The sequence below is a fragment of the Streptomyces sp. NBC_01092 genome (assembly GCF_045039535.1).
GTDB lineage: Bacteria > Actinomycetota > Actinomycetes > Streptomycetales > Streptomycetaceae > Streptomyces.
This window is the reverse complement of sequence record NZ_CP108659.1, coordinates 8,043,820-8,066,030: the sequence shown is the minus strand read 5'-3', so window position 1 is coordinate 8,066,030 and position 22,211 is coordinate 8,043,820. Positions and strand designations below refer to the sequence as shown.

The following is a 22,211-nucleotide window of genomic DNA, read 5'->3' as shown; positions in this document are numbered from 1 at the left end:
GCGAAGGCCACGTTCACCGATTCGCCGCACCGATCCCGGGCAGATACCAGTCGTGGTCATCCCCGTCCATGACGTGAACCCGGTGCGCCGCACCCCTTGGGTGACATACGCGCTGATCGCCGCGAACGTCCTCGTCTTCCTGTCCACGCCCGGGATAGCCGGCTCCGTGTCCGGTGAGAGCAGCCTGGCCCAGCTGTGCCATCTGCACGCGTTCCTGGACCACTACGCGGCGGTGCCGAGGGAGTTGATCCACGATCAGCTGCCGGGAGTGGTCCCTACGGGCGAGGTCGCCGTCGGCCCGAACGGCCCCGGCTGTGTGATCGGCCGCCCCGGCTACGACAAGTCCCCCGCGCTGTCGGTCCTCACCGCGATGTTCCTGCACGGCAGCTGGCTGCACCTGCTGGGCAACATGCTCTTCCTGCTGATCTTCGGCAACAACATCGAGGACCGCATGGGCCACGTGCGGTACTTGCTCTTCTACGTCGTCTGCGGCTACGCGGCGTCGTACGGCTTCGCGTTCCTCAACGACGACTCGGCCGACCCGCTGATCGGCGCGTCCGGGGCCATCGCGGGCGTCCTGGGCGCCTATCTGGTGCTGTATCCGAGGGCCAGGGTGTGGGTCCTGGTGCCGTTCCTGATCTTCCTGCCGCTGCGGCTGCCCGCCTGGCTGGTACTCGGCTTCTGGTTCGTGCTGCAGGCCGTGTACTCGTCCGGAGAGGGCGTCTCCGACGCCGGCACGGTGGCGTACGCGGCGCACGTGGCCGGCTTCCTCGCGGGCATGCTGCTCGCCTGGCCGCTCAAACCGGGGACCACACCGCCGCCGGAGCCCCGCGGCCTGCTGTTCGGCAGGCGGGCACGGCCCCGGCGGACGTGCTGAGCGTTTCTATCGGGCCGTCTGCGTGTGGACGTACTCGACGAGCCGGGTCAGGGCGTCCGGGTCGGTGGACGGCATGACGCCGTGGCCGAGGTTGAAGACATGGCCCTCGAGACCGGCCGCGGTGTCGAGCACCTCGCGGGTCTTGGCCTCGATCGCCTCGGGGGTGGCGAACAGGACGGTCGGGTCGAGGTTGCCCTGGAGCGCCTTGCCGGGGCCGACCCGGCGGGCGGCCTCGTCGAGCGGGACGCGCCAGTCGACGCCCACGACGTCCGCGCCGGCCTCGCCCATGAGCTTCAGCAGCTCACCGGTGCCGACGCCGAAGTGGATGCGCGGGACGCCGTATCCGGCGACGGCGTCGAAGACCTTCGCGGAGGCGGGCATCACCGAGCGACGGTAGTCGACGGGGGCGAGGGCGCCGGCCCAGGAGTCGAAGAGCTGGACGGCGGAGGCGCCGGCTTCGATCTGCACCTTCAGGAAGGCCGCGGTGATGTCGGCGAGGCGGTCGAGCAGGTCGGCCCAGAGCTCCGGGTCGCCGTACATCATCGCCTTGGCGTTCTCGTACGTGCGCGACGGACCGCCCTCGACGAGGTAACTCGCGAGAGTGAAAGGCGCGCCGGCGAAACCGATGAGCGGGGTGGCGCCGAGCTCGCCGGTGAGCATGCCGATGGCCTCGGTGACGTACGAGACGTCCTCGGGGGTGAGGTCGCGCAGTTGGGCCAGGTCGGCGCGGGTGCGGATCGGGCGCTCGACGACCGGGCCGACGCCCGGCTTGATGTCGAGGTCGATGCCGATGGCCTTCAGCGGCACGACGATGTCGCTGAAGTAGATCGCCGCGTCCACGTCGTGCCTGCGCACGGGCTGGAGGGTGATCTCGGTGACCAGCTCGGGCCGCATGCAGGAGTCGAGCATCGCGATGCCCTCGCGCACCTTGCGGTACTCCGGCAGGGAGCGCCCGGCCTGCCGCATGAACCACACCGGGGTGTGCGGCACGGGTTCGCGCCTGCACGCCTTGAGAAAGGCGGAATTCTTGACTGCGTCGGGCGTGGCTGACGGCGGCGTCTGGTTGGCACTCACGGGGGCAAGTCTCGCATGGCCGCACAGGGCCCGACGCCGGGGTTCCCGTGTTGTCCTGGTGTCTCTCCCTGCACGAAGCTCCGGTTCCCCTTAATCTTCCCGGCATGGCTGCGGCTCAGGGAAGACTGTCGGACGGCACTGGCGGAATGGATGACGCGAAGGAGGCCGGGGAGGGCGACCGGCATTCGCACAGCACGGCTCCAGCGGCCTTCCGGGCCGCTGTCGAGGCTCTGCGGGCCGGCCGCCTGCGGCCGCAGATCGAGGTCGAGCAGACCAAGGCGCCCCAGCGCCTGGCTCCGTACGCGTACGCGCTGGAGGCGGCGGTCGTCGACGGTGACGAGGACCTGGCCGACGGCCGCCTGGTGCTGCTGCACGACCCGGCGGGCCACGACGCCTGGCGGGGCACCTTCCGGCTGGTGACCCTCGTGCGGGCGGAGCTGGAGCCGGAGATGGCCGCCGACCCGTTGCTGCCCGAGGTGTGCTGGTCCTGGCTGACCGGCGCGTTCCAGGCGCGCGGGCTGTCGTACGGCGAGCCGAGCGGCACCGTCACCCGGGCGAGCTCCCACTACTTCGGCGGCCTGTCCGAGCGCCCGGCGGCCTCGCAGATCGAGATCCGTGCGTCCTGGACGCCGCGTGAGGGCCTGGGCGGGGTCCCGGACACCGCAGGTCATCTGGCGTCCTGGTGCGATCTGCTGGCGCAGATCGCGGGCCTGCCGCCGGCCGGCCCGGGGGACGCGTCGGTGGTGACGCTGCCTCAGCGCCGCGACCCGCAGTCCCGCTAAAACCGCTCCTCACCCGACGGCCACAAGCTTGACCATCACTTTGTCGATACGGCCACTTTCGGTCAGGAAACAGTCCTTGATCGACGCGATTTACTCGCCTATCGATCGACCACGCGTCCGAATTGCCCCGATTGTTACTCACTAAATCGTGATCTTTCCCTAAAGGGCCACGGGTTTGGTGCCGAAGACGACTGTGACCTTGAAAGCCGTCCCCGCACCCCAGGAGGCCTGGTGTCCGTTCTCCTCGAGCAGCCCGCAAGCCTGGTCGCCTACCGCCCGAACAAGCCCACCGCCATGGTGGTCGTGGCCGACCCCCGCGTCCGCTCCACCGTCACCCGTCACCTCTGGGCGCTCGGTGTGCGCGATGTCATCGAGGCCTCGTCCATCGCGGAGGCTCGTCCCCGCATCGGCAACCCCCGCGACATCTGTGTCGCCGACGTCCACCTGCCCGACGGCTCCGGCCTCACCCTCCTGTCGGAGACCCGCGCCGCGGGCTGGCCCAACGGCCTCGCCCTGTCCGCCGCCGACGACATCGGCGCCGTGCGCAACGCCCTCGCGGGCGGCGTGAAGGGCTACGTCGTCACCGGCACCCGCACTAACGTCGGGCTCCCCACCCGGCCCGGTGCCGCTCCCATCGGCGCCGCCGCCGCCCGTATGCACCGTCGCCACCCGGGTGCCCCGAGCCACCCGGGCGGCTACCGCGAGTTGTCCGGCCGCGAGGTCGAGGTGCTGCGGCTGGTGGCGGAGGGCCAGTCGAACAAGGCGATCGGCGTCTCGATGGGCCTGTCCGCCCTGACCGTCAAGAGCCACCTCGCCCGGATCGCCCGCAAGCTCGGCACCGGTGACCGGGCCGGCATGGTCGCGGTGGCGCTGCGCACCGGAATCATCCACTGAGTCCAGCCGACATCGATGGAACGCATGATCATTCACTGACGTGAACGGGATCGGCCGCTGATCCCACCCTCGTCCCCCACCCACCGTGAGCCGGATCCTTCACTTGACTGACTGGTTTGCGACCCTCGGGCGCCCGCCGACGGAACGTTCCATCGGCGGGCGCTGTCCATACACAGATACCCTTGACATGTGACCGACGCCCAAGAAACCGCAGCAGACAGTTCACTGCGAACCACCGGAGGCGCCCCTCCGGAAGACGATGGATCTTCTGTTACGGAGGCGCCGACCCCTTTGCTGGAACCCCGTGAGGGCATTCCGCCCGTGATCGCCGACGAGGCCGCGCTCGCCGAGGTGATCGCCGCCTTCACCGCGGGCTCGGGCCCCGTCGCCGTCGACGCCGAACGCGCGTCCGGCTACCGCTACGGCCAGCGTGCCTATCTCGTGCAGCTGCGCCGCGCGGGCGCCGGTTCCGCGCTGATCGACCCCGTCGCCTGCCCCGACCTGTCCGGCCTCGGCGAAGCCCTGTCCGGAGTGGAGTGGGTGCTGCACGCCGCCACCCAGGATCTGCCCTGTCTGCGCGAAATAGGCATGGTGCCGACCCGGCTGTTCGACACCGAGCTGGCCGGCCGGCTCGCCGGGTTCCCCCGGGTCGGCCTCGGCGCGATGGTCGAGGGCGTGCTCGGGTTCGTCCTGGAGAAGGGGCACTCGGCCGTCGACTGGTCGACCCGGCCGCTGCCCGAGCCCTGGCTGCGCTACGCGACGCTGGACGTCGAACTGCTCGTGGATCTGCGCGACGCGCTGGAGAAGGAGCTGGACCGGCAGGGGAAGCTGGAGTGGGCGCACCAGGAGTTCGACGCGATCGCGTCGGCGCCGCCCGCCGAGCCGCGCAAGGATCCCTGGCGGCGGACGTCCGGGATGCACAAGGTGCGCAGACGCCGGCAGCTCGGTGTCGTGCGGGAGCTGTGGCAGACGCGCGACCGGATCGCCCAGAAGCGGGACGTGTCGCCGGGCAAGGTGCTCAGCGACGCGGCGATCGTCGAGGCCGCGCTCGCCGTGCCGGGCAATGTGCATGCGCTGGCCGCGCTCAACGGCTTCGGGCACCGCATGGGCCGGCGGCAGCTGGAGCAGTGGCAGGCAGCCGTCGACCGCGCGAAGGCGATGACCGAGTCGCAGTTGCCGGCACCCGGGCAGCCGGTGACCGGGCCTCCGCCGCCGCGGGCCTGGGCCGACAAGGACCCTGTTGCCGCGGCTCGGTTGTCCGCGGCTCGGGCCGCCGTGTCCACACTGGCCGAGCAGCTCAACATGCCTCAGGAGAACCTGATCACTCCCGACACCGTGCGGCGGGTCTGCTGGGAGCCGCCGAAGGTGGTCGACGCCGAGTCGGTCGCGCAGGCGCTGGCCGGTTATGGGGCTCGGGCCTGGCAGGTCGAGCAGGTCACGCCGGTTCTGGTGGCTGCCCTGACCGCCCCGCCGTCGTGAGAGGTTCCCTGCGCCCCCAAGGGGGCGTCTACGTCGAGATCAGGCCAAGATCTTCCGAGAGCACGCACCCAAGGATGTGACCTTCGCCGCTCCCCTCTCCAGGACTGTGCAGCTACGTTACTCATAAGTAGCATGGCCATGAGCAAGCGCTCAGCGTCCCGCACTTCTGGAGGAGAGCCATCGTGCCTCGTAGCCTCAGGGACGTCGTCTTCGTCGACGGCGTCCGCACCCCGTTCGGCAAGGCGGGCCCGAAGGGCATCTACCACGAGACCCGCGCCGACGACCTCGTCGTGAAGGCGATCCGGGAGCTGCTGCGCCGCAACCCGGGTCTCGACCCGAAGCAGATCGACGAGGTCGCCATCGCCGCGACCACGCAGATCGGCGACCAGGGCCTGACCATCGGCCGCACGGCCGGCATCCTCGCCGGTCTCCCCCAGTCGGTGCCCGGCTACTCCGTCGACCGTATGTGCGCCGGCGCCCTGACCGCCGTCACGACGGTCGCGGGCTCCATCGCCTTCGGCGCCTACGACGCCGTCATCGCCGGTGGTGTCGAGCACATGGGCCGCCACCCGATGGGCGAGGGCGTGGACCCGAACCCGCGCTTCGTCAGCGAGAAGCTGGTCGACGAGTCCGCCCTGTTCATGGGCATGACCGCCGAGAACCTGCACGACCGCTACCCGCACATCACCAAGCAGCGCGCCGACGAGTACGCGGTGCGCTCGCAGGAGAAGGCCGCCAAGGCGTACGCCAACGGCAAGATCCAGGCCGACCTGGTGCCGATCTCGGTGCGTCGTACGAACCCGGAGGCCGGTGAGACCGGCTGGGGTCTCGTGACCGCCGACGAGCCGATGCGCCCGGGGACCACCCTGGAGAACCTCTCCGGTCTGAAGACGCCGTTCCGCGTCCACGGCCGGGTCACCGCGGGTAACGCGGCCGGTCTGAACGACGGTGCCACCGCCTCGATCATCGCGTCCGAGGACTTCGCCCGTGAGAACAACCTCCCGGTGAAGATGCGCCTCGTCTCCTACGCCTTCGCGGGCGTCGAGCCGGAGGTCATGGGCTACGGCCCGATCCCGGCCACGGAGAAGGCCCTCGCCAAGGCGGGCCTGTCCATCGAGGACATCAACCTCTTCGAGGTCAACGAGGCCTTCGCCGTCCAGGTCCTGGCCTTCCTCGACCACTACGGCATCGCGGACGACGACGAGCGCGTCAACCAGTACGGCGGCGCCATCGCCTTCGGCCACCCGCTGGCCTCGTCGGGCGTGCGTCTCATGACGCAGCTGGCCCGTCAGTTCGAGGAGCAGCCGAACGTCCGCTACGGCCTGACCACCATGTGCGTCGGCTTCGGCATGGGCGCGACGGTCATCTGGGAGAACCCGAATTTCGACGGAGGCAGCAAGTGAGCACCACCGCTGAGCTTTTGAAGGGTGCGGCCGAGCTGTTCCCCGACGAGGTCGTGACGTCCGCGCACGTACGCCACCTCGACCTGCCGTTCGGCGCCGGGCGCTTCGCGCTCATCACGCTGGACAACGGCTTCGACCACACCAAGCCGACCACCTTCGGCCCGCAGTCGCTGGCCAACCTCGACACCGCCATCGACCAGGTCGAGGCGGAGGCCGCGGCCGGTGACATCGTCGGCGTCGGCATCACCGGCAAGCCGTTCATCTTCGCCGTCGGCGCCGACCTCAAGGGCGTCGAGCTGCTGAAGGAGCACAAGGACGCGCTGGCCATCGGCAAGGGCGGCCACGAGGTCTTCAAGCGCCTCGCCGGTATCGCGGTCCCGACCTTCGCGTACTACAACGGCGCCGCCATGGGCGGTGGCGTCGAGGTCGGTCTGCACTGCAAGTACCGCACCGTCTCGAAGGCGCTCCCGGCCTTCTCGCTCCCCGAGGTCTTCCTCGGCCTGGTTCCCGGCTGGGGCGGCTGCACGATCCTGCCGAACCTGATCGGCGCCGACAAGGCCGTCTCGGTGATCATCGAGAACAGCCTCAACCAGAACAAGCAGCTCAAGGGCCAGCAGGTCTTCGACCTGGGCATCGCCGACGCCATCTTCGAGGGCGCCGACTTCCTGGAGCAGTCGCTGATCTGGACCGCGTCCGTCCTGAAGGGCGACGTCGAGGTCGAGCGCCCGGTGATCGACCGCGGTGAGGCCTGGGACCAGGCCGTCGCCAAGGGCCGTTTCATCGCGGACTCCAAGGTGCACGGCGCCGCTCCGGCCGCCTACCGTGCGCTGGACATCATCGCCGCCGCCAAGAACGGCGACCTCCAGCAGGGCTATGACGCCGAGGACAAGGCGCTCGCCGACCTGATCATGGGTGGCGAACTGCGTGCCGGCATCTACGCCTTCAACCTGGTGCAGAAGCGCGGCAAGCGTCCGGCCGGTGCGCCGGACAAGAACCTGGCGCGCCCGGTCACCAAGGTCGGTGTCGTGGGTGCGGGCCTCATGGCCTCGCAGCTCGCCCTGCTCTTCCTGCGCCGCCTGGAGGTGCCGGTCGTCCTGACCGACATCGACCAGGAGCGCGTCGACAAGGGTGTGGGCTACGTCCACGCCGAGATCGAGAAGCTGCTCGGCAAGGGCCGTATCAACCAGGACAAGGCCAACCGCCTCAAGGCGCTGGTGACCGGCGTCCTGGACAAGGCCGAGGGCTTCGCGGACGCGGACTTCATCATCGAGGCCGTGTTCGAGGAGATCGGCGTCAAGCAGCAGGTGTTCGCCGAGGTCGAGGCGGTCGCACCGGCGCACGCGATCCTCGCGACGAACACCTCCTCCCTCTCCGTCTCGGAGATGGCGTCGAAGCTGAAGAACCCCGAGCGGGTCGTCGGCTTCCACTTCTTCAACCCGGTCGCGATCCTGCCGCTCCTGGAGATCGTCCGCGGCGAGAAGACGGACGACGCCTCCCTGGCCACGGCCTTCGCCGTCGCCAAGAAGCTGAAGAAGACGGCGGTTCTGGTGAAGGACGCCCCGGCGTTCGTCGTGAACCGCATCCTCACCCGCTTCATGGGCGAGATCCAGAACGTCATCGACGAGGGCACGTCGGTCGAGGTCGCCGAGAAGGCGGTCGAGCCGCTGGGTCTGCCGATGTCGCCGCTGGTGCTCCTGGAGCTGGTCGGTCCCGCGATCGGTCTGCACGTCTCGGAGACCCTCAACCGGGCCTTCCCGGACCGCTTCACGGTGTCCCCGAACCTCGCGGCCGTCGTCAAGGCGGGCAAGCGCGGCTTCTACGTCTACGACTCCGGGAAGCCGGAGCTGGACCCGGAGGTCGCCGCGCTCCTGAAGCAGGGCGATGTCGTCCTGACCGAGGAGCAGGTCCGCGACCGTGTCCTGGACGCGGTGGCCCAGGAGATCGGTCTGATGCTCGACGAGGGCGTCGTCGCCGAGGCCCAGGACATCGACCTCTGCCTGATCACGGGCGCCGGCTGGCCCTTCCACCTGGGCGGCATCACGCCGTACCTGGACAGCGAGGGCGTCTCGGAGCGCGTGAACGGCAAGAAGTTCCTGGCACCGGGCGTGGCGAGCGTCCCGGCGTAAGCGCCAGCACCGAACGCCGGTGCCCCGCACGCCTCCTGGTGTGCGGGGCACCGGCGTTCTCAGCTGACGGCCGGGCGCCGGTCCTCCACATGGACGACCCAGAGGTCCGTGCCGTCCTGGTGGCGCTTGGCGCGGCCGTGGATGCCGATGGCCAGATGCGACGGGTCGACGGGCTCGTCGAGGGCGACGTAGGTGACGACGTCAGAGTGATGCCCGGTGACCAGCCAGCCCAGGTCGTCCTTGAGCGTGAGTACGTTGAAGTCACCGGCCGGAGAGCCCACGTGCACCGGGCCGAACTCGCCGAGGATCCCCAAGGCCTGTCCCGCGAGGTCTCCCGCGGGCTCCTTCAACACCACGCACGTCCCGTGCTCGAAGAGCACCCACGAGGCCCCTGAGGGCGCCAGGATCCGCCGCCAGACCTCGACCAGGCTTTCCGTGTCCATGATGGTCATCCTGGCGCACAGGAGCCCGAACGGTCCTGCGAATTACGGCGGTCAGACCTCCCGCCAAGCCTCCAAGGCCAGCCCCGGCTCGTCCTTGCGTCTGGTGACCAGGAGTTGGCCCGTCGACGGTGACATTGTCGCCGCCACGACCCGCTCGTCCTCGTCGACCGCCAGCGCCACCAGCGCGTCCGCCGGGAGCTGTGGCCCCGACTCCGTCCACCACGCCCCCGCCGACTCCTGCTCGGTCGGGTACGCGGCGAAGGCGACGCGGCCGCTCGCCGAGCGCTGGGCGAGCAGCGTGCAGTCGTGGCCGTCGAGTTGGCAGCGGATCGCGGCGACCGGGCCGGGGCCCGCGGACGTCAGGAGGGTCACCGGCTTGGTGCCGGGGCGCCAGGCGCACAGGTCTCCGGAGTCGTCGGCGTAGAAGAGGGTCGTGTTCTCCGCGGAGGTGGCCAGCGCCTGCAGGGTGCCCGCGCGTACCGGCGTCTCCATCGCCTCCTCCAGGACCGGGACGCTGCCCGGCTTCTCCTGCCGCCAGTGCACGAGGGCCCCGGGCACGGCCGCGTACAGCTCGACGCGCCCCGACTCTCCCGTCACGGCGGCCAGCCGGTCGTCGACCTCACGCCCCTTGAGGTCGCGCCAGGGGCCCCAGCCGCCCACCTCCTTCTGGCCGCGCATGCTCACGCCGCCCTCCCGGTTGCGCACGAAGACATGCGCCCGGCCCTGCGCGTCGACCGTGACGGCGGGCGTGCCGGTGCGGTCGCCGGCCTTGTCCGGGTGGCCGATGGACATCCAGTCCAGCGGGGCAAGACGCGGCCGGAAGTGCGTGGAGTGCACCAGGCCCGCCTCGCCCGCCCTGGTGGGGCGCCAGGCGGCCAGATGGGCGTACGCGTCGGCGCCCTGGCCGATACCGGCGCCGGGGCGCAGCTTCTGGTCGCCGCCGACCTTGCGCGGGAGTTCCCAGGGGCCGCCGGGGCCGAGTTCCGCCCGGCACAGGACGGCGTCCTCGGTCGGCAAATAGACGCTGAGGCGGCCGTCACGGCCGCGGATGAGCCAGTCGCCGTTCACCGGATCACCATATGCGGGGCGAGCCGGTGCTCGTGTCCCGCCCCCGCTCCTCGGGACCGGACACGGGTCGGCCCCCGCTCCGCGGTGACACGGAAGCGGGGGCCGAGTGGATCAGGAACGGGTCAGACGGTGTCCGGTGGGAACCCGTGGTGCGCTCCCCCACGGACCAGCACCCGCCAGGCCTCGATCTGCCCCGAGCAGTCGGGGAACGCCACGAGCCGGAACGCGGGCTCCCAGCTCACGGTGAGCTCACCCGCCTCGCCGACGCTCACGTCCACGACGGCGGGCTTCAGCTCGCCGAGAATCGCGTTGAGCTTGGCGGCCCGGGCGTCGTAGATCATGCGGAACTCGTCGAACGCCTGTGCTCCGGCCCCCTTCTGCGGGTAGCGCATGTCCGCGGACCCCAGCAGGATCGTCCCGTCCTGCACGATGCGGAACGGGCACTGCATATGGGCCATGACGGTCTCGCCCCGAGGGCCGTCGAACTCCACGACCCCCATGTCCGCGGCCCTGCCGACGGAACGGACGACCGCGCCCGTCAGGATCCCGGCGATCTCGCCCGCCCGGGTCTCAGCAGCCACCGAACAACCCCCTGCCTTCCTCGACGATGCGATGGTAGCCGTAGCCACGGCCGGTGATCCGGTCGTGCAGCATGCGGCGCTCAGCGGGGCTGACGTCCCGTCCGAGTTCGCCCTCGATCTTCTTCAGCGCGTCCCTGAACTCCTTGTTCTCGGCCTGGTTGCCGCGCGGGGAGTGCTTGCCGTCGTCGTCGAGGTCGCCGTTGTCCCAGGTCTCCTTCATCTCCGCGAGACCCTTTTCCCAGTCGAACCCGCCGTCGTCGTTGTGGACGAGGAGCGGGGTCGTACCGGCGACGACGTAATAGGTGTGGATGTCGTCGATGGTGAGGTCGTGCGTGCGCTGGAGCTTGTGGAACTCCCGGGTCTTCTCGACCCGGACCGTGCCGCCGTCGACCGTGCGCAGCGTCATGCCCGGTGCGAGGTGTCCGGCGTCGATCCAGGTGCCCTCGGAGGGGGACCAGAACGGGTGCGTCGTCGTGGAGGTCAGCGACTCGGTGCCACGGGCGCCCTCGCGGGAGACCGTGAGGTCGACGAAGTGCTTGTCGTCCGTGGTGATGATGGTGGCGACCACGGTCCGCGTCGTGGTCCGACCGCTCTGCGGGTCGGTGACCACGATCTCGTCGCCGAGCCGGACGTCCTCGATGGGCTTGGTGGACCCGTCGGACATCAGCACGTGCGTGCCCGGCGTGAAGCTGTGCCGGCCGCCTCCGACGAGGCACTGGATGGGGATGGAGTCCGTCTTCTTCAGGGCCGCTTTGAAGCCCTTGAAGACGATCTTGGCGCCCTTGCCGAGCAGACCGGTGCCGACCGCGATGCCCGCGTCGACCGCCGCGGCCTTGCAGGCGCTGCCGGAACCCTGCGCACAGCCGACGTAGTCGTCGACGCCCAGGACCTCCAGGATCCCCGGCCCGTTCTGGTCGCCGAACCAGCCGAGCTTGCCCACCGCGGAGCAGAACTCCGAGCCCGCGACGTTCAGGCCCGAGCACCGGGCTCGCGCCCAGTTCTGCAGGTTGTGCTGGTAGTCCAGACGCTCGTGGTAGTACGGGAAGTGCTCGGCGAGTTGGGCCTGGGTCGGGATGTAGACGCCCTGGATGGTGATCGAGTCACCCTTGGGCTGGATGACGATCGGCTTCTTGCCGTAGGTGCCGTTCCGCCTGGCCTCCTGCGACATCTTGACGGCGGTGCCGTAACAGGACTGCGTTCGCTGGCAGTTGTTGGAGTTGCCGTCGATGACGCCGTCGGTGTCGCCTTCGACGCCCGCGCAGATACCGTCCGCTCCGCCGCCGGGCGCGCCGTGGATGCAGCCCAGACCGTCGGGGTCGCTGAAGGTGAGCGGGCTGTTGTTGCTGTAGGCATAGCCGTTCAGCGCCTGTGGGTCGCCCGGGGTGAGCAGCGGGTCGACCGACAGGAACCGCCCGGTCGCCGGGTCGTACTCACGGGCGCCCAGGTGCTGCAACCCGGTGGACTCGCTGTCGTCGACGCCGCCGACGAAGCCCTGCACACCGGGCCAGCTGCTCGGCTCGGCGCCGCGGGCTCCGCCGAAGGGCAGGGTGCGACGCTGCGTCAGCTGCTGGTTCGCCGCCTCGACCGCGAGCTGTCCCGACCCCTGGTGGTCGGCGACGGTGAACGAGACCGAGCCGTCGTTGTCGATCACGGCCTGGTGCCCGCTGCCGAGGTCCAGGGTGCGGGTGGCCTCGGCGGTGGTGCCGCCCTTGGCCACGGTGATCCGGGTGGCGCCGAGGTAGAGCGTGTTCTCCTTCGAGGTGCGGGCGATGAGCCGGTTGCCGGCCGCGTCGTAGACGTACTCGGTGATGTCGTCCGGCTTGCCCTCGACCGGCTTGGTCACCTTGACCAGGTGGCCCTCGGCGTCCCAGTCGAGATCCTGGGTGGTGCCCGCGAGGGTGCGGGTGTCGGTGTTGCCGACCACGTCGTAGCCGTAGGAGTCCTGCGCGGTGCCGCCGGGCCCGGTCTGGGTCACCGTGTTCACGGCGTGCGGACGCGGCTTGCCCGGGTCCGGGTAGTCGTAGGTGCGCACGGTGTTCTTCGCCGTGTCACCGGTGACGTCGTGCAGGGTCTCGGTCTCCCGGTTGCCCACCTTGTCGTAGGTGTAGGAGTGCCAGTACGGCGCGGGGCCGCCGACGGTCTGCCCGCCGGGGGACGCGGCACAGGTGGTCGTGGCCTGGGACCAGGCCGTCGTCATCCGGCGCAGGTGGTCGTACGTGAAGCACTGGGTGTCCGTACCGGCACGGGAGACGTCCGAGACGGACAGGATGTTGCCCATCCGGTCGTAGCCGTAGGTGTTGCTCCGGTCGACGCCCGGCACGTCCTGACGGTCCACCCGGGAGGTGGCCAGCCGCTGGGTGCCCCACTCGTAGGAGTTGGTCACCCAGGTCTTCTTGCCGCCGTTGTTCGACAGTTCGAACTGGAGCGGCTTGCCGGTGAGGCTGTGGCTGGTGGTGACGTCGATTCCCTGGCTGCCGCTGAGGGCGATCGGCCGCTGGGTCTGCTCCTCGTAGGTGAACGCCACCGTGGTGGCGGGCAGGGCGCCGGCGGCCGGGGAGCCGGTCGAGCGCACCGAACCGTCCACGTTGAACGCGGTGGCCGACAGATAGGTGCCGGCGAGCGCTCCCTCGCTCGCGGGGATCGTCACGGTCGAGCGCAGCGGGCGGTAGAGCCGGTCGTAGGCGACGACCTTGTTGGTGTACGCGTCGGAGCCGACGTAGCGGGTGGACTCGGCCAGGTGGCCCTTCGCGCCGCTGATGGTGTCGTAGACCCACTTGGCGCGCAGCTTGCCCGTGGCGCTGTTCTCCCGCAGCTCGGTCTGCCGGCCGAGGCCGTCGTGGACGTAGTAGAGGTCGGTGGCCCGGTCGTCGGAGATGGACAGGACCTGGCCGTGGTCGTCGTACTCGGTGGAGCCGGGGCCCTTGTCCGGGTCGACGGTCGTCCTGAGGTTGCCGAGCAGGTCGTAGGTGTAGCTCCAGACGTTGCCGGCCGGGTCGGTCAGCTTCTCCAGCTCGCCGCGCGGGGTGTAGGTGTAGCGGGTGGTGTCGAAGGCGGCCTGCGCGGACCGGGTGTGGTGCTGGCGCAGCTCGGTGGTGCGCCCGCGGCCGTCGGTGACGGTCGTGGTGGCGGTGCCGCCCTCCGGCGGGATGACCGTGGTGCGGTCGCCGCCGTAGAGGGTGCGGGTGGTGCCGAGCACGGGACCGCCGTCGCCGTTGCCGGCGATCTGCTCGCTCACCGTGGGGCGGCCCATGCCGTCGAACGTGGTCCGCGTCTGGGTCTCGACCGAGAGCGCGTCCGCCGGCTTGAACAGGGTGCGCGAGGGTGCGCTCGTGGCGTAGTAGGTCTCGTAGGTCTTGCCGACCAGGCCGCGCTCGTCGTAGAAGACGTCGGAGAGCAGCCGCCCGCCGTCGGGGCCCGGCTTCTGCGTCTGCCGCTGGCGCAGGAACCCGTCGTACAGGCTGTACGCGGTGACCTGGCTGCCGTTGGTACCGAGCGCCTTGGTGGCGACCGCGACCGGCTGGCCGTCGGTGACGAGGTAGTCGAACTCGTAGCTGGGGGTCAGCGTGGTCTGGCGGTCGGCGAGCCACACCTTGGTGGTGCGACCGAGGGCGTCGTAGGCGAAGGTGGTCACCTTGCCGTTGGCGTCCGTCTGGGTCAGCGGCAGCCCGCGCGCGCCGTGGTTCGTGGTGTTCGCCAGAGCCGTGGTCGCGTCCCCGGGCTTGGCCGGCGGCGTGGTCGCCACCGTCTTCGTGACGAAGCCGGTGGTCGGTGTGCGCTCGGTGGTGGTCGTGCGGCCGTCGGTGCGCGCGGTGCGTACCGGAGCGCCCGTGCCCGTGACCGTGACGTTCGCGGTCAGGTCGGTGCTGGTGAGGACCCGGCCGTAGGAGTCGAAGGTGGCTCCGGACTCCAGGTAGGTGGCGGTGGTGCCGTCGTGCTTCTTCAGCAGGGCCGTCGCCGTGACGCTGCCCTTGGTCGGGGCCGCGCCGTAGGCGCCGCCGTCGTAGGCCGAGCGGACGTCGGAGATGACCTCCTTGGCACGGTCGACCGGGTCGTCGCATGCCTTGGCGACCGTCTCCACCCGAGCGGGCAGGTTCAGGATGTTGTCGGTGGTGTTGGTGGCGTACGTGGTGCGGGTGCAGCGGTTGTCGGCCGCGGTGGAGTTGTCGCCGAGGTCGTCGACCTGGGTGACTCGTCCGGCCACGGTGTCGTACGACGTGGCGGTGGAGGTGGTCCGCCAGGACGCGCCCGCCCCGTCGTCCAGGGAGGTCCAGGCCTTGGTGTGGCCGATGCCGGTGAAGTTGGCGGTGACCGTGCCCCAGTCGCGGGTCTTCTTCGCGGTCTGGTGGTACCAGGGACGGTTCACGGTCTTGGTGAGGACCCGGCCGCCGTTGCCGGAGTAGCCGACCGTCTTGTAGGCGGTGCCGGCGAACGCCTCGTGGTCGGTGATCGGGTCGCCCTCGCCCTCGCCCTCGCCGAGGCCGACGCTCACGTTCTTGGTGCCGCCGGTCGGGGACTCGCGGTCGCCGTCCATGCCGCGCAGGAAGTACGTGTCGGTCTGCGACTTCATGGCCGCGTCGCCGCCCTGACCGCCGGTCTTGACGCGCACCTGGCCGTAGCCGCGCCACTGGGACCAGGTCTTGGACTTCTCCTTGGTCAGCCCGTCGTCATCGTCGTAGTGCCAGGCGGCTGCGCCCAGGTACTCGTACCGGGTGAGCTGGTCGGGCGCCCCGCCGGTGCGGTCGGTCGCGGTGACGGAGGTGACGACGTACTTGTTGAACCAGTGCCGGTCGGGGTCGTCCGTGGCGCTGCCGCCGATGTATTGCGGGAAACAGCGCGTGGTGTTGGTCTGCGGGGTGGGCAGTGCGGCCCAGTCACAGGCCGGTGCCGAGTAGCTGACGTCGATCTGACCGCCGTACTCGTCGGCGATCGTGGCCAGCCGGGACTTGATGAACGGTGCGAAGCCGTCACCGGTCTTGTCGAGCCGGTTCGCCAGCTGGACGTAGTCGAAGGTGGTCTTCGGCAGCGTGATCGCGGGCGTGGCGGTGTGGCCGGTGTGCTGGATCGAGTCGAGCAGCAGCTGGTAGTCGATGTCCGCCATGCCCCAGCGGTGGGTCAGCTTCCAGGAGTCGACGCTCTGGTAGGCGCCGGCGGCGTCGATGACCTGCGTGGTCACGCCGGTCAGGCGCTTGCGTGTCCAGAACGTGGGCGAGAGGCGGCCGTTGTCGCAGTCCTTGCCCTCGTCGCAGTTGAGGTCCCACGGTGTGTCGTACCAGTACGCGGAGTCGCCGGTGATCGACGAGCAGGTGGTCTGCGCGTCCGGCAGGCAGCGTTCGGCGTTGGTGAGGGTGACCTTCGCGAGCGCCGGAGTCGCGTACATCGACGACGACTTCAGCCCGTACTGGATCTCGTCGAGGTATCCGCCACGGGTGTAGCGGGTGTCGTCGGCGGCCTTCAGGTTGCGGCCGTAGGAGTTCTTCTCCTGGCTGTAGTTGTAGGCGATGGCGTTGCCGCGCGGGTCGACGACGTAGTCGAGGTTCCAGCGCCAGGCCTGCTGGCACCAGGAGTCGGCGAAGGCGGACGCGTGGCAGGGTTCGTTCGCGTCGTCGCCGAAGACGGGGGTGGTCCAGGCGGAGTTGGTGGTCTTCTTGCCGTCGGCCCAGCCGGGCAGCCGGTGGTAGCCGAAGTAGTAGCGCACACCGTCGGGATCGGTCAGCCGCCAGTACTCGCCGTTGTCGTCACCGTTGCCCCGGTCGGTGGACGTCAGCCGCGCGATGCGAGTGCCGTCGTCCTGGCGGAGCTTGAACTCTCCGTCGGTGCCGGTGGGGACGAGCTCGCCGCCCTTGCCGTTGAAGCTGATGAAGGCGTTGTCGTAACCCCAGCACAGATCGCCGGGCTTCATCCCGTCGCTGTTCTCGACGCCGTCCTCGGCGCACGGCTTGTAGCGGCGCTCGATATAGCCCGGCCACATGTCGAAGCCGCTGCCGATCCAGGAGGACTGGTTGTTGGTCTCGCCGGTCCGCCCGTCGACCGAGCCGGAGGAGTAGCCCAGTCCGATGCTCGGCTTCAGGCCGCCCGGCACCTCGGGGACGCCCATGTCGTAGGACCAGGCGAAGTCGCCGGTGTTGAGGTTGGTCTGCCAGGTCGAGGACGGAGCGAGCGTGGTCGCCTTGTAGTCACCGGTGGCCGCGCTGTCGTCCGCCACCGCGGCGAGCACGGTCGGCTGCGCGGAGCTGAGCCGCACGGACGGGGCGGTGAGCGCGCCGCCCTCCGTGTCGTTCACGGCCTCGACCGGCTTCTGGGTACGGCACTTGGCCTGCTCCGGAGTCTTCAGGACACAGGCGGGCAGCTGGACCAGGGTGAGCCGGGCGCCGTAGCCACCGCCGTAGGTCTGGGTGATGGCGCGGTAGTCGAGACGCACCCGAGCCGCGCCTTCGGTGAAGCCCGCCCGCTCGGGGGCGAGCGTCACGAGCAGCCCGTCGACCGCGGCCCGCGCAGCCTGTGCCCGCCCCGCCAGCTCGACCTGCACCGCACCGGCGGCACCGCGAGCCTTGGCCGCGCCGACGGAGACCGGCAGCTTCCCAGCCTTCACCGGAGCCGGAGCCGCACCCTTCGCGCCCGCCGGGGTCCCGGCGATGTTCACCCGCCCCGAACCCGCCTTCGGCCATGCGGCCTTCGGAGCGGTGCGCGGGGTGCGCGGTCCGCGCGCGACGTCACGGGGCTTCACCTTCGCCGCGGCACCGGCCACCGGCCGCTCCGCCTTCGGCAACACCGGCCGACCCCGCCCGTCGTCCGCCACGGCACCCGCGCTCGCGGGGGCGGCGACTGACTGGAGCAGGGTCGCGACCATCACGATTCCGGAAGCCAGCGCGGCCTTCCGTCTCCACCGAGCCACCCGGCCCGCTCGTGCCGTATCCCTCATCGTTCCCCTCGTCTTCGCTCACATACCGGCCGCGCGGGATCGACCCGGGCTGCCTTGGGGGTGCGCAGCCTCGTGTGAGAGCTCGCGCGGAAGGTCTTCTGGACGGTGCGCATGCCGTCGCGGCCCGGCCGGAGCCGGACCGCGACGCGGCGCTGCCCCGGTCAGTCCGAGCCGGGGACCTCGGTGGCGACACCCGGCATGCCCAGCGACAGATGGTCGATCTGCGAGTCGCTGAGGGCGCCCTGGAACGTCCACACGTCCGACAGGGAGCCCGGGAAGTAGGCGCCGGCCCGGTCGCGGCCGAGGCGCAGCGACTGGACGGCCTTGAAGGTCAGCACGTTCTCGGAGTACGAGACCTGCTCGGCGCAGCCGCTGACGTCGGGTTCGCCGTCGTCGTTCGCGTCCTGGCAGGCGACCTCCTCCAGCTCGCCGTTGACGTACAGCCGCATCTCGCGGGCGAAGCCGTCGTAGACGAGTGCCAGATGGGTCCACTCCTCGGGGCCGTAGAACTGCCCGTTCTCGACCTCGACGGACCCGGCGTCGGTCTTGTCCGCCTCCGCGGTGGTGATCCGCCAGCGGCCGCCGTTGGTGTCCGGGGTGCTGCTCGGGATGTACCGGACCGAGAACGCGTCCTTGTTCGTGCCCGGCGCGCTCAGCAGCGCGACCTGGCCGGTGGGCCGTGCCGATGCCTGCGCGAAGGCGCTGACGGTGAAGCTGGCCGCGGTGTCGAGAGGCACGGTGCCGCTCGCGGTGGCGGCGTAGTCGTCGACGCCGTCGAGGTTGAGGCCGCCGTCGACCCAGCCGGAGCCGAGCCCGGCGCCGTTGTGGAGGCTCAGACCCGCGCCGGCGGCACCGGCGTCCGGGGTGACCGGCGGGGTGGCCGTGGACGCGGTCTCGAACTTCCAGCGGCTGGTGACCAGCGGCCGCTGCTTGAAGAGCTGACGCACCTCGTCGTCGGAGACCGCCCGGTCGTAGAGGCGTACGTCGTCCATGGCGCCCTTGAGCGGGCTGCCCAGGGTGCCGTCCGCCCGGTAGGTGCCGCCCAGGGTGACCCGGCCAACGGCGAGCCACGGGGTGGTGAAGGCGGCCGTGCCCTCCAGGACGCCGTTGACGTAGAGCAGGATCTTGCCCGCGTCGACGTCCTGCACGGCGACGACGTGGTTCCACTCGCCGAGCCGTGCCGCGGCGCAGTTGGTGTTGGCCGGGCAGGCGGACTGGGTGACGCGGACGACCGTGGAGTCGGCCGTGTCGCTCTGTTCCCGGATGAAGACCCAGCCGCCGAGCGCGGTGGAGTGGTACAGCTCGAACCCGGGGTTGACGGTGCCGGCCTGGGCGACGGCCGTCATCGCCTTGGCCTCCTTGTCCTTGGGCAGCTTCACCCAGGCGGAGACCGCGAAACTCTGGGCCGTGTCCATGATCGGGCGGCCGGTGGTGGCGTAGTCGTCGACGCCGTCGAACTGCACCGCACGGCCGTTGACGCCGGTGACCCCGCTGGTGGCGCCGCCCAGGAGCTGAGCGGGGGCCTGTTGGGCACGGCCGGTCAGGGCGACGTCGGTCGCGGCCTCGTCCATCGGGAAGACGAGCTTGGCCGGGCGGGCGCTGCTCACCGGCTGCCGGTTGTGCAGTTGGCCGACCTGGGAGTCGGTGAGCTGGTAGTCGAAGAACTGCGCCTCGTCGAGGGAGCCCTTGAAGAAGCCCTCCACGGTCCCGTAGTGGGAGGCGGCGCCGAGGATCGTGCGGCCGCGGGCGTCCCAGGGGGTGGTGGTGTACGGGGCGGTGCCGACGAGCGTGCCGTTGACGTACAGCTTCAGTTGCTGGCTGGGGTAGTTGAAGGCGCCGACCAGGTGCGTCCAGGTGCCCGTGCGTGCCGTCTGGCAGGCGGTGTCCCCGCTCGCGCAGGCCGGCTGCACGGCCCTCGCCACCCCGGTGCCGGAGGCGTCGCTGGTGTGCCGCATGAAGACCCAGCCGCCGAGCGCGGTGGAGTAGTAGAGCTCGTACCCGCTGGTGTTGGAGCCCGCCTGGGCGACGGCGACCGGCGCGCCGGTCGGGTTGGCGGGCAGCTTCGCCCACACCGACACCGTGAAGCTCTTGGCGGTGTTCAGCACCGGGGAGTCGCTGGCCGCGAAGTCGTCGGTGCCGTCCAGCTCCAGGCCGTTGCCGGTGACGCCTTGGCCGCCCGGCTTCAGATCGCCGTTCAACGTGGCGGGCCATTCGCCGCCCGCGCCCGTGACCTGGGTGGCACCGGCGGCCTCGTCCATCTGCCAGCCGAGCCGGTCGGGCTGCCCGGAGCGGACCCGGAAGTAGTAGGTGCGGGTCTCGGAGCCGTTGCCGGCAGCGTCGAAGGCCTGGGCGGTGATGAAGTTGACGCCGGGCTTGGTCGGCATGAACTTCATCGTCTTGGCGCCGCCGCCGGAGGTGGTCAGCGTGTGGGCGCTGGTGGGCGAGCCGTTGATGCCGAACCAGTACTTGGTGACGTCACCGGAGGAGGTGTCGATGGAGAAGGTGCCGTACCGGCCGACGCCGTCCCACCAGGGGTCGTTCGGGTCAGCGGGGTCGGAGCCGGGGTACTGGGACGAGGTGATGGACGGGCCCACGGGCACGGTCGTGTCGTAGACGAAGTGGCAGCTGTGGGAGTTCTGAGAGCTCCAGGCGGACCACTGACCGCCGTCCCAGGCGCGCGCCTGCCAGCCGACGATCTTGTTCTGCGGGATGGAGGTGGGCAGCTGGATGGAGAAGTCCGAACCGGACGCCTTGTCCGTGCTCTTGGCCGAGATCCAGTGCTGCTTCCAGCCGTCGCCCGCGTCCCACACCCCGCGGAACTGGACCTGGACGCGGTCCTTGTCGGGGTCGGTGACGTTGTTGGCGCGGACGGTGGCGCGGGAGCGCACCCGCACCCGGGTGTCGTTCGGCTCGCAGGTGCCGCCGGGGTCCATGGTGAGCTGCGAGGTGGAGATCCGCGGCGGCGGACGGTTGTAGCGCACGCGCAGGAACGCGTCGTCGGAGAACCGCTTCCAGCTGTAGCGGTCGCTCTCGCCGGAGGCGCTGGCGCGCATGCCGAAGGTGATCTGCGGCCACTTCTTCGACGCGGCCATCGCCACGGCGTCCTTCACGTCGAACTCCGCGTCGGCGGCGGCACAGCCGTCGTAGCCGTGGGCGAAGCTGCGGCTGCGGAGGTGGTCGATCCAGAAGCCGGACTCGTCCTGGGTGTTCCAGGTGGTGGAGGAGTTGATCCCCTTGGTCCGCCAGAGCTGCACCTCGCGCGCCTCGCAGGAGGACGACCAGGTGTTGCGCACGACGAACTCGGCGGACAGGATGCTGCGGCCCGCGAACTTGGTGGTCGGGATCTGATAGAAGAGCCGCTTCACGTCCTGCGGGCTGCAGTAGCTCCAGCCGCAGAATCCGAGCCCGGCGTCCGAATCGCCGTTGAACTTCCACTGGGGCGAACCCGCCCAGTACCGCGAGGCCATGGTCCACGAGGTGGCCTTCGGCGAGTACCACTGCGGGTCGATGAAGACGGGGTAGACGGTGTCGGAGCCGGTGAGCAGGTCCTTGTCCGGGGTGAGGACGAGCTCGTCGCCGCCGGCCGGGATGTCGATCCCGATGGGCTCGACGCGGCCGGAGTCGGCGGCCGTGGGCTCGGGGTCGCCGGGCTCGGTGTCGGTGGCTTCGCCGGCCTCGGCGGTATCGGCAGCGGAGAAGGACGCGGGCTCTACGGCCTTCGCGGCCGACGCCGGCTGAGCTCCCGCCGTGCTGGAGTCCCACATCACCGGCCGGGGTGCCTCGAACACGACCCCGCCCGACCCCTCGTCGACCGCGGCGAGGCCACCGTTCGCGGTCTCCCGCGTCCGAAGCCCCTCGGTTCCCAACTTGAGCCGCAGCTCGGCGAGTTCCTTGCTCTCGGCGGCCTCGGCCGACTTGACGACGAGGAGCTGGGTGAAGCCCTCGGGCCGGGCGGCGAGGCGAAGGTCGACGTCCGGGAGGATGTCGGTGTACGTGGCCGTGTCCCCGTCGAGACTCGGTGCCGGTACGGTGCCGGGCCAGGACAGTTCAAGGGTCCGGCCTGCCCGCTCCAGCCGTACCAGCGGCCCTTCACCGCCACCGGAGAACGCGAGCCCGACCGAGGCCGCCTTCGGCGCGACCATGCCTTTGCCGGCCCCCGCCCCGACCGCCGCGAGTTCGGTGTCGATCGACCGCCACTCGCCGTCGATCCGGGTCCGCACCGGGCGCAGGTACTCGCGGGACTCGAGGTCACCGCCGGGCGTGGCGTACACATCGGTGCTCTCGCCGCGCAGCGAGAGGACCTCCACGTTCTTGCCCAGCCGCTTCGCCCGGGCGAACGCCTCGTCCTCGGTGGCCGCGACCGCGGCTTCCCCGGCCCCGGACGACTGTTCACTCGCAGCCGGTGACGCCGCCGCCGACCGCGCGGCGGCCACCGCCGGCATCGCTTCCATCGGCAGCAGGCCGACGGTCACGGCCACACCCATCCCCACCGCGATGGACGCGACGGATCTACCCGCCCCCCTTCGTCCACGCACACGTCGAACCACCCTCACGGCCCCTCCCCG

Annotated in this window: 12 protein-coding genes; 6 read left to right on the top strand and 6 right to left on the bottom strand. The window is 70.6% G+C overall.

Translation table 11 applies throughout. The features are described 5' to 3' along the window. Positions 1-52: 52 nt before the first annotated feature. The gene (locus OG254_RS36560) at positions 53-877 is read left to right on the top strand and encodes a rhomboid family intramembrane serine protease (RefSeq protein ID WP_405590519.1); all 825 of its coding nucleotides are present in this window, start codon (positions 53-55) and stop codon (positions 875-877) included. Positions 878-883: 6 nt separating this feature from the next. Here the strand turns inward: OG254_RS36560 and hemE are convergent, their stop codons facing one another. Further along, a complete protein-coding gene (gene hemE, locus OG254_RS36555) occupies positions 884-1,951 on the bottom strand; it encodes a uroporphyrinogen decarboxylase (protein ID WP_147997800.1) in 1,068 nt (355 codons plus the stop codon). A gap of 146 nt (positions 1,952-2,097) precedes the next feature. Here hemE and OG254_RS36550 point away from each other — a divergent pair, with 146 nt between their 5' ends. The 5 genes from OG254_RS36550 (at position 2,098) to OG254_RS36530 (ending at position 8,635) form a co-directional block, all read left to right on the top strand. Further along, positions 2,098-2,733, top strand: a complete 636-nt coding sequence (locus OG254_RS36550) for a DUF3000 domain-containing protein (protein ID WP_405590516.1) — start codon at positions 2,098-2,100, stop codon at positions 2,731-2,733. 231 nt (positions 2,734-2,964) lie between these two features. Continuing rightward, positions 2,965-3,627: a response regulator transcription factor gene (locus tag OG254_RS36545; RefSeq protein ID WP_003997051.1), complete on the top strand. Its 663-nt coding sequence runs from the start codon at positions 2,965-2,967 to the stop codon at positions 3,625-3,627. A gap of 189 nt (positions 3,628-3,816) precedes the next feature. Continuing rightward, a complete protein-coding gene (locus OG254_RS36540) occupies positions 3,817-5,106 on the top strand; it encodes a ribonuclease D (RefSeq protein ID WP_405590512.1) in 1,290 nt (429 codons plus the stop codon). 182 nt (positions 5,107-5,288) lie between these two features. Beyond that, positions 5,289-6,509, top strand: a complete 1,221-nt coding sequence (locus OG254_RS36535; RefSeq protein WP_351186442.1) for an acetyl-CoA C-acyltransferase — start codon at positions 5,289-5,291, stop codon at positions 6,507-6,509. Then, positions 6,506-8,635, top strand: a complete 2,130-nt coding sequence (locus tag OG254_RS36530; protein WP_405590509.1) for a 3-hydroxyacyl-CoA dehydrogenase NAD-binding domain-containing protein — start codon at positions 6,506-6,508, stop codon at positions 8,633-8,635. Before OG254_RS36535 ends, OG254_RS36530 begins: the two co-directional genes overlap by 4 nt. Before the next feature lie 59 nt (positions 8,636-8,694). Here the strand turns inward: OG254_RS36530 and OG254_RS36525 are convergent, their stop codons facing one another. The 5 genes from OG254_RS36525 to OG254_RS36505 all read right to left on the bottom strand — a co-directional run bounded on the left by OG254_RS36525 (position 8,695) and on the right by OG254_RS36505 (position 22,130). Beyond that, entirely contained in the window at positions 8,695-9,078 is a 384-nt protein-coding gene (locus OG254_RS36525; RefSeq protein ID WP_405590506.1) for a hypothetical protein, read from the bottom strand. A gap of 51 nt (positions 9,079-9,129) precedes the next feature. Then, on the bottom strand, positions 9,130-10,146 hold the full coding sequence (locus tag OG254_RS36520; RefSeq protein ID WP_405590503.1) for a hypothetical protein: 1,017 nt from the start codon (positions 10,144-10,146) through the stop codon (positions 9,130-9,132). Positions 10,147-10,268: 122 nt separating this feature from the next. Further along, positions 10,269-10,727: a hypothetical protein gene (locus OG254_RS36515; protein ID WP_405590501.1), complete on the bottom strand. Its 459-nt coding sequence runs from the start codon at positions 10,725-10,727 to the stop codon at positions 10,269-10,271. Next, positions 10,717-17,574: a polymorphic toxin-type HINT domain-containing protein gene (locus tag OG254_RS36510; RefSeq protein WP_405590498.1), complete on the bottom strand. Its 6,858-nt coding sequence runs from the start codon at positions 17,572-17,574 to the stop codon at positions 10,717-10,719. Before OG254_RS36510 ends, OG254_RS36515 begins: the two co-directional genes overlap by 11 nt. Positions 17,575-17,807: 233 nt before the next feature. After that, positions 17,808-22,130, bottom strand: coding sequence for a LamG domain-containing protein (locus tag OG254_RS36505; protein WP_405590495.1), 4,323 nt, complete (start codon positions 22,128-22,130; stop codon positions 17,808-17,810). Positions 22,131-22,211: the final 81 nt, after the last annotated feature.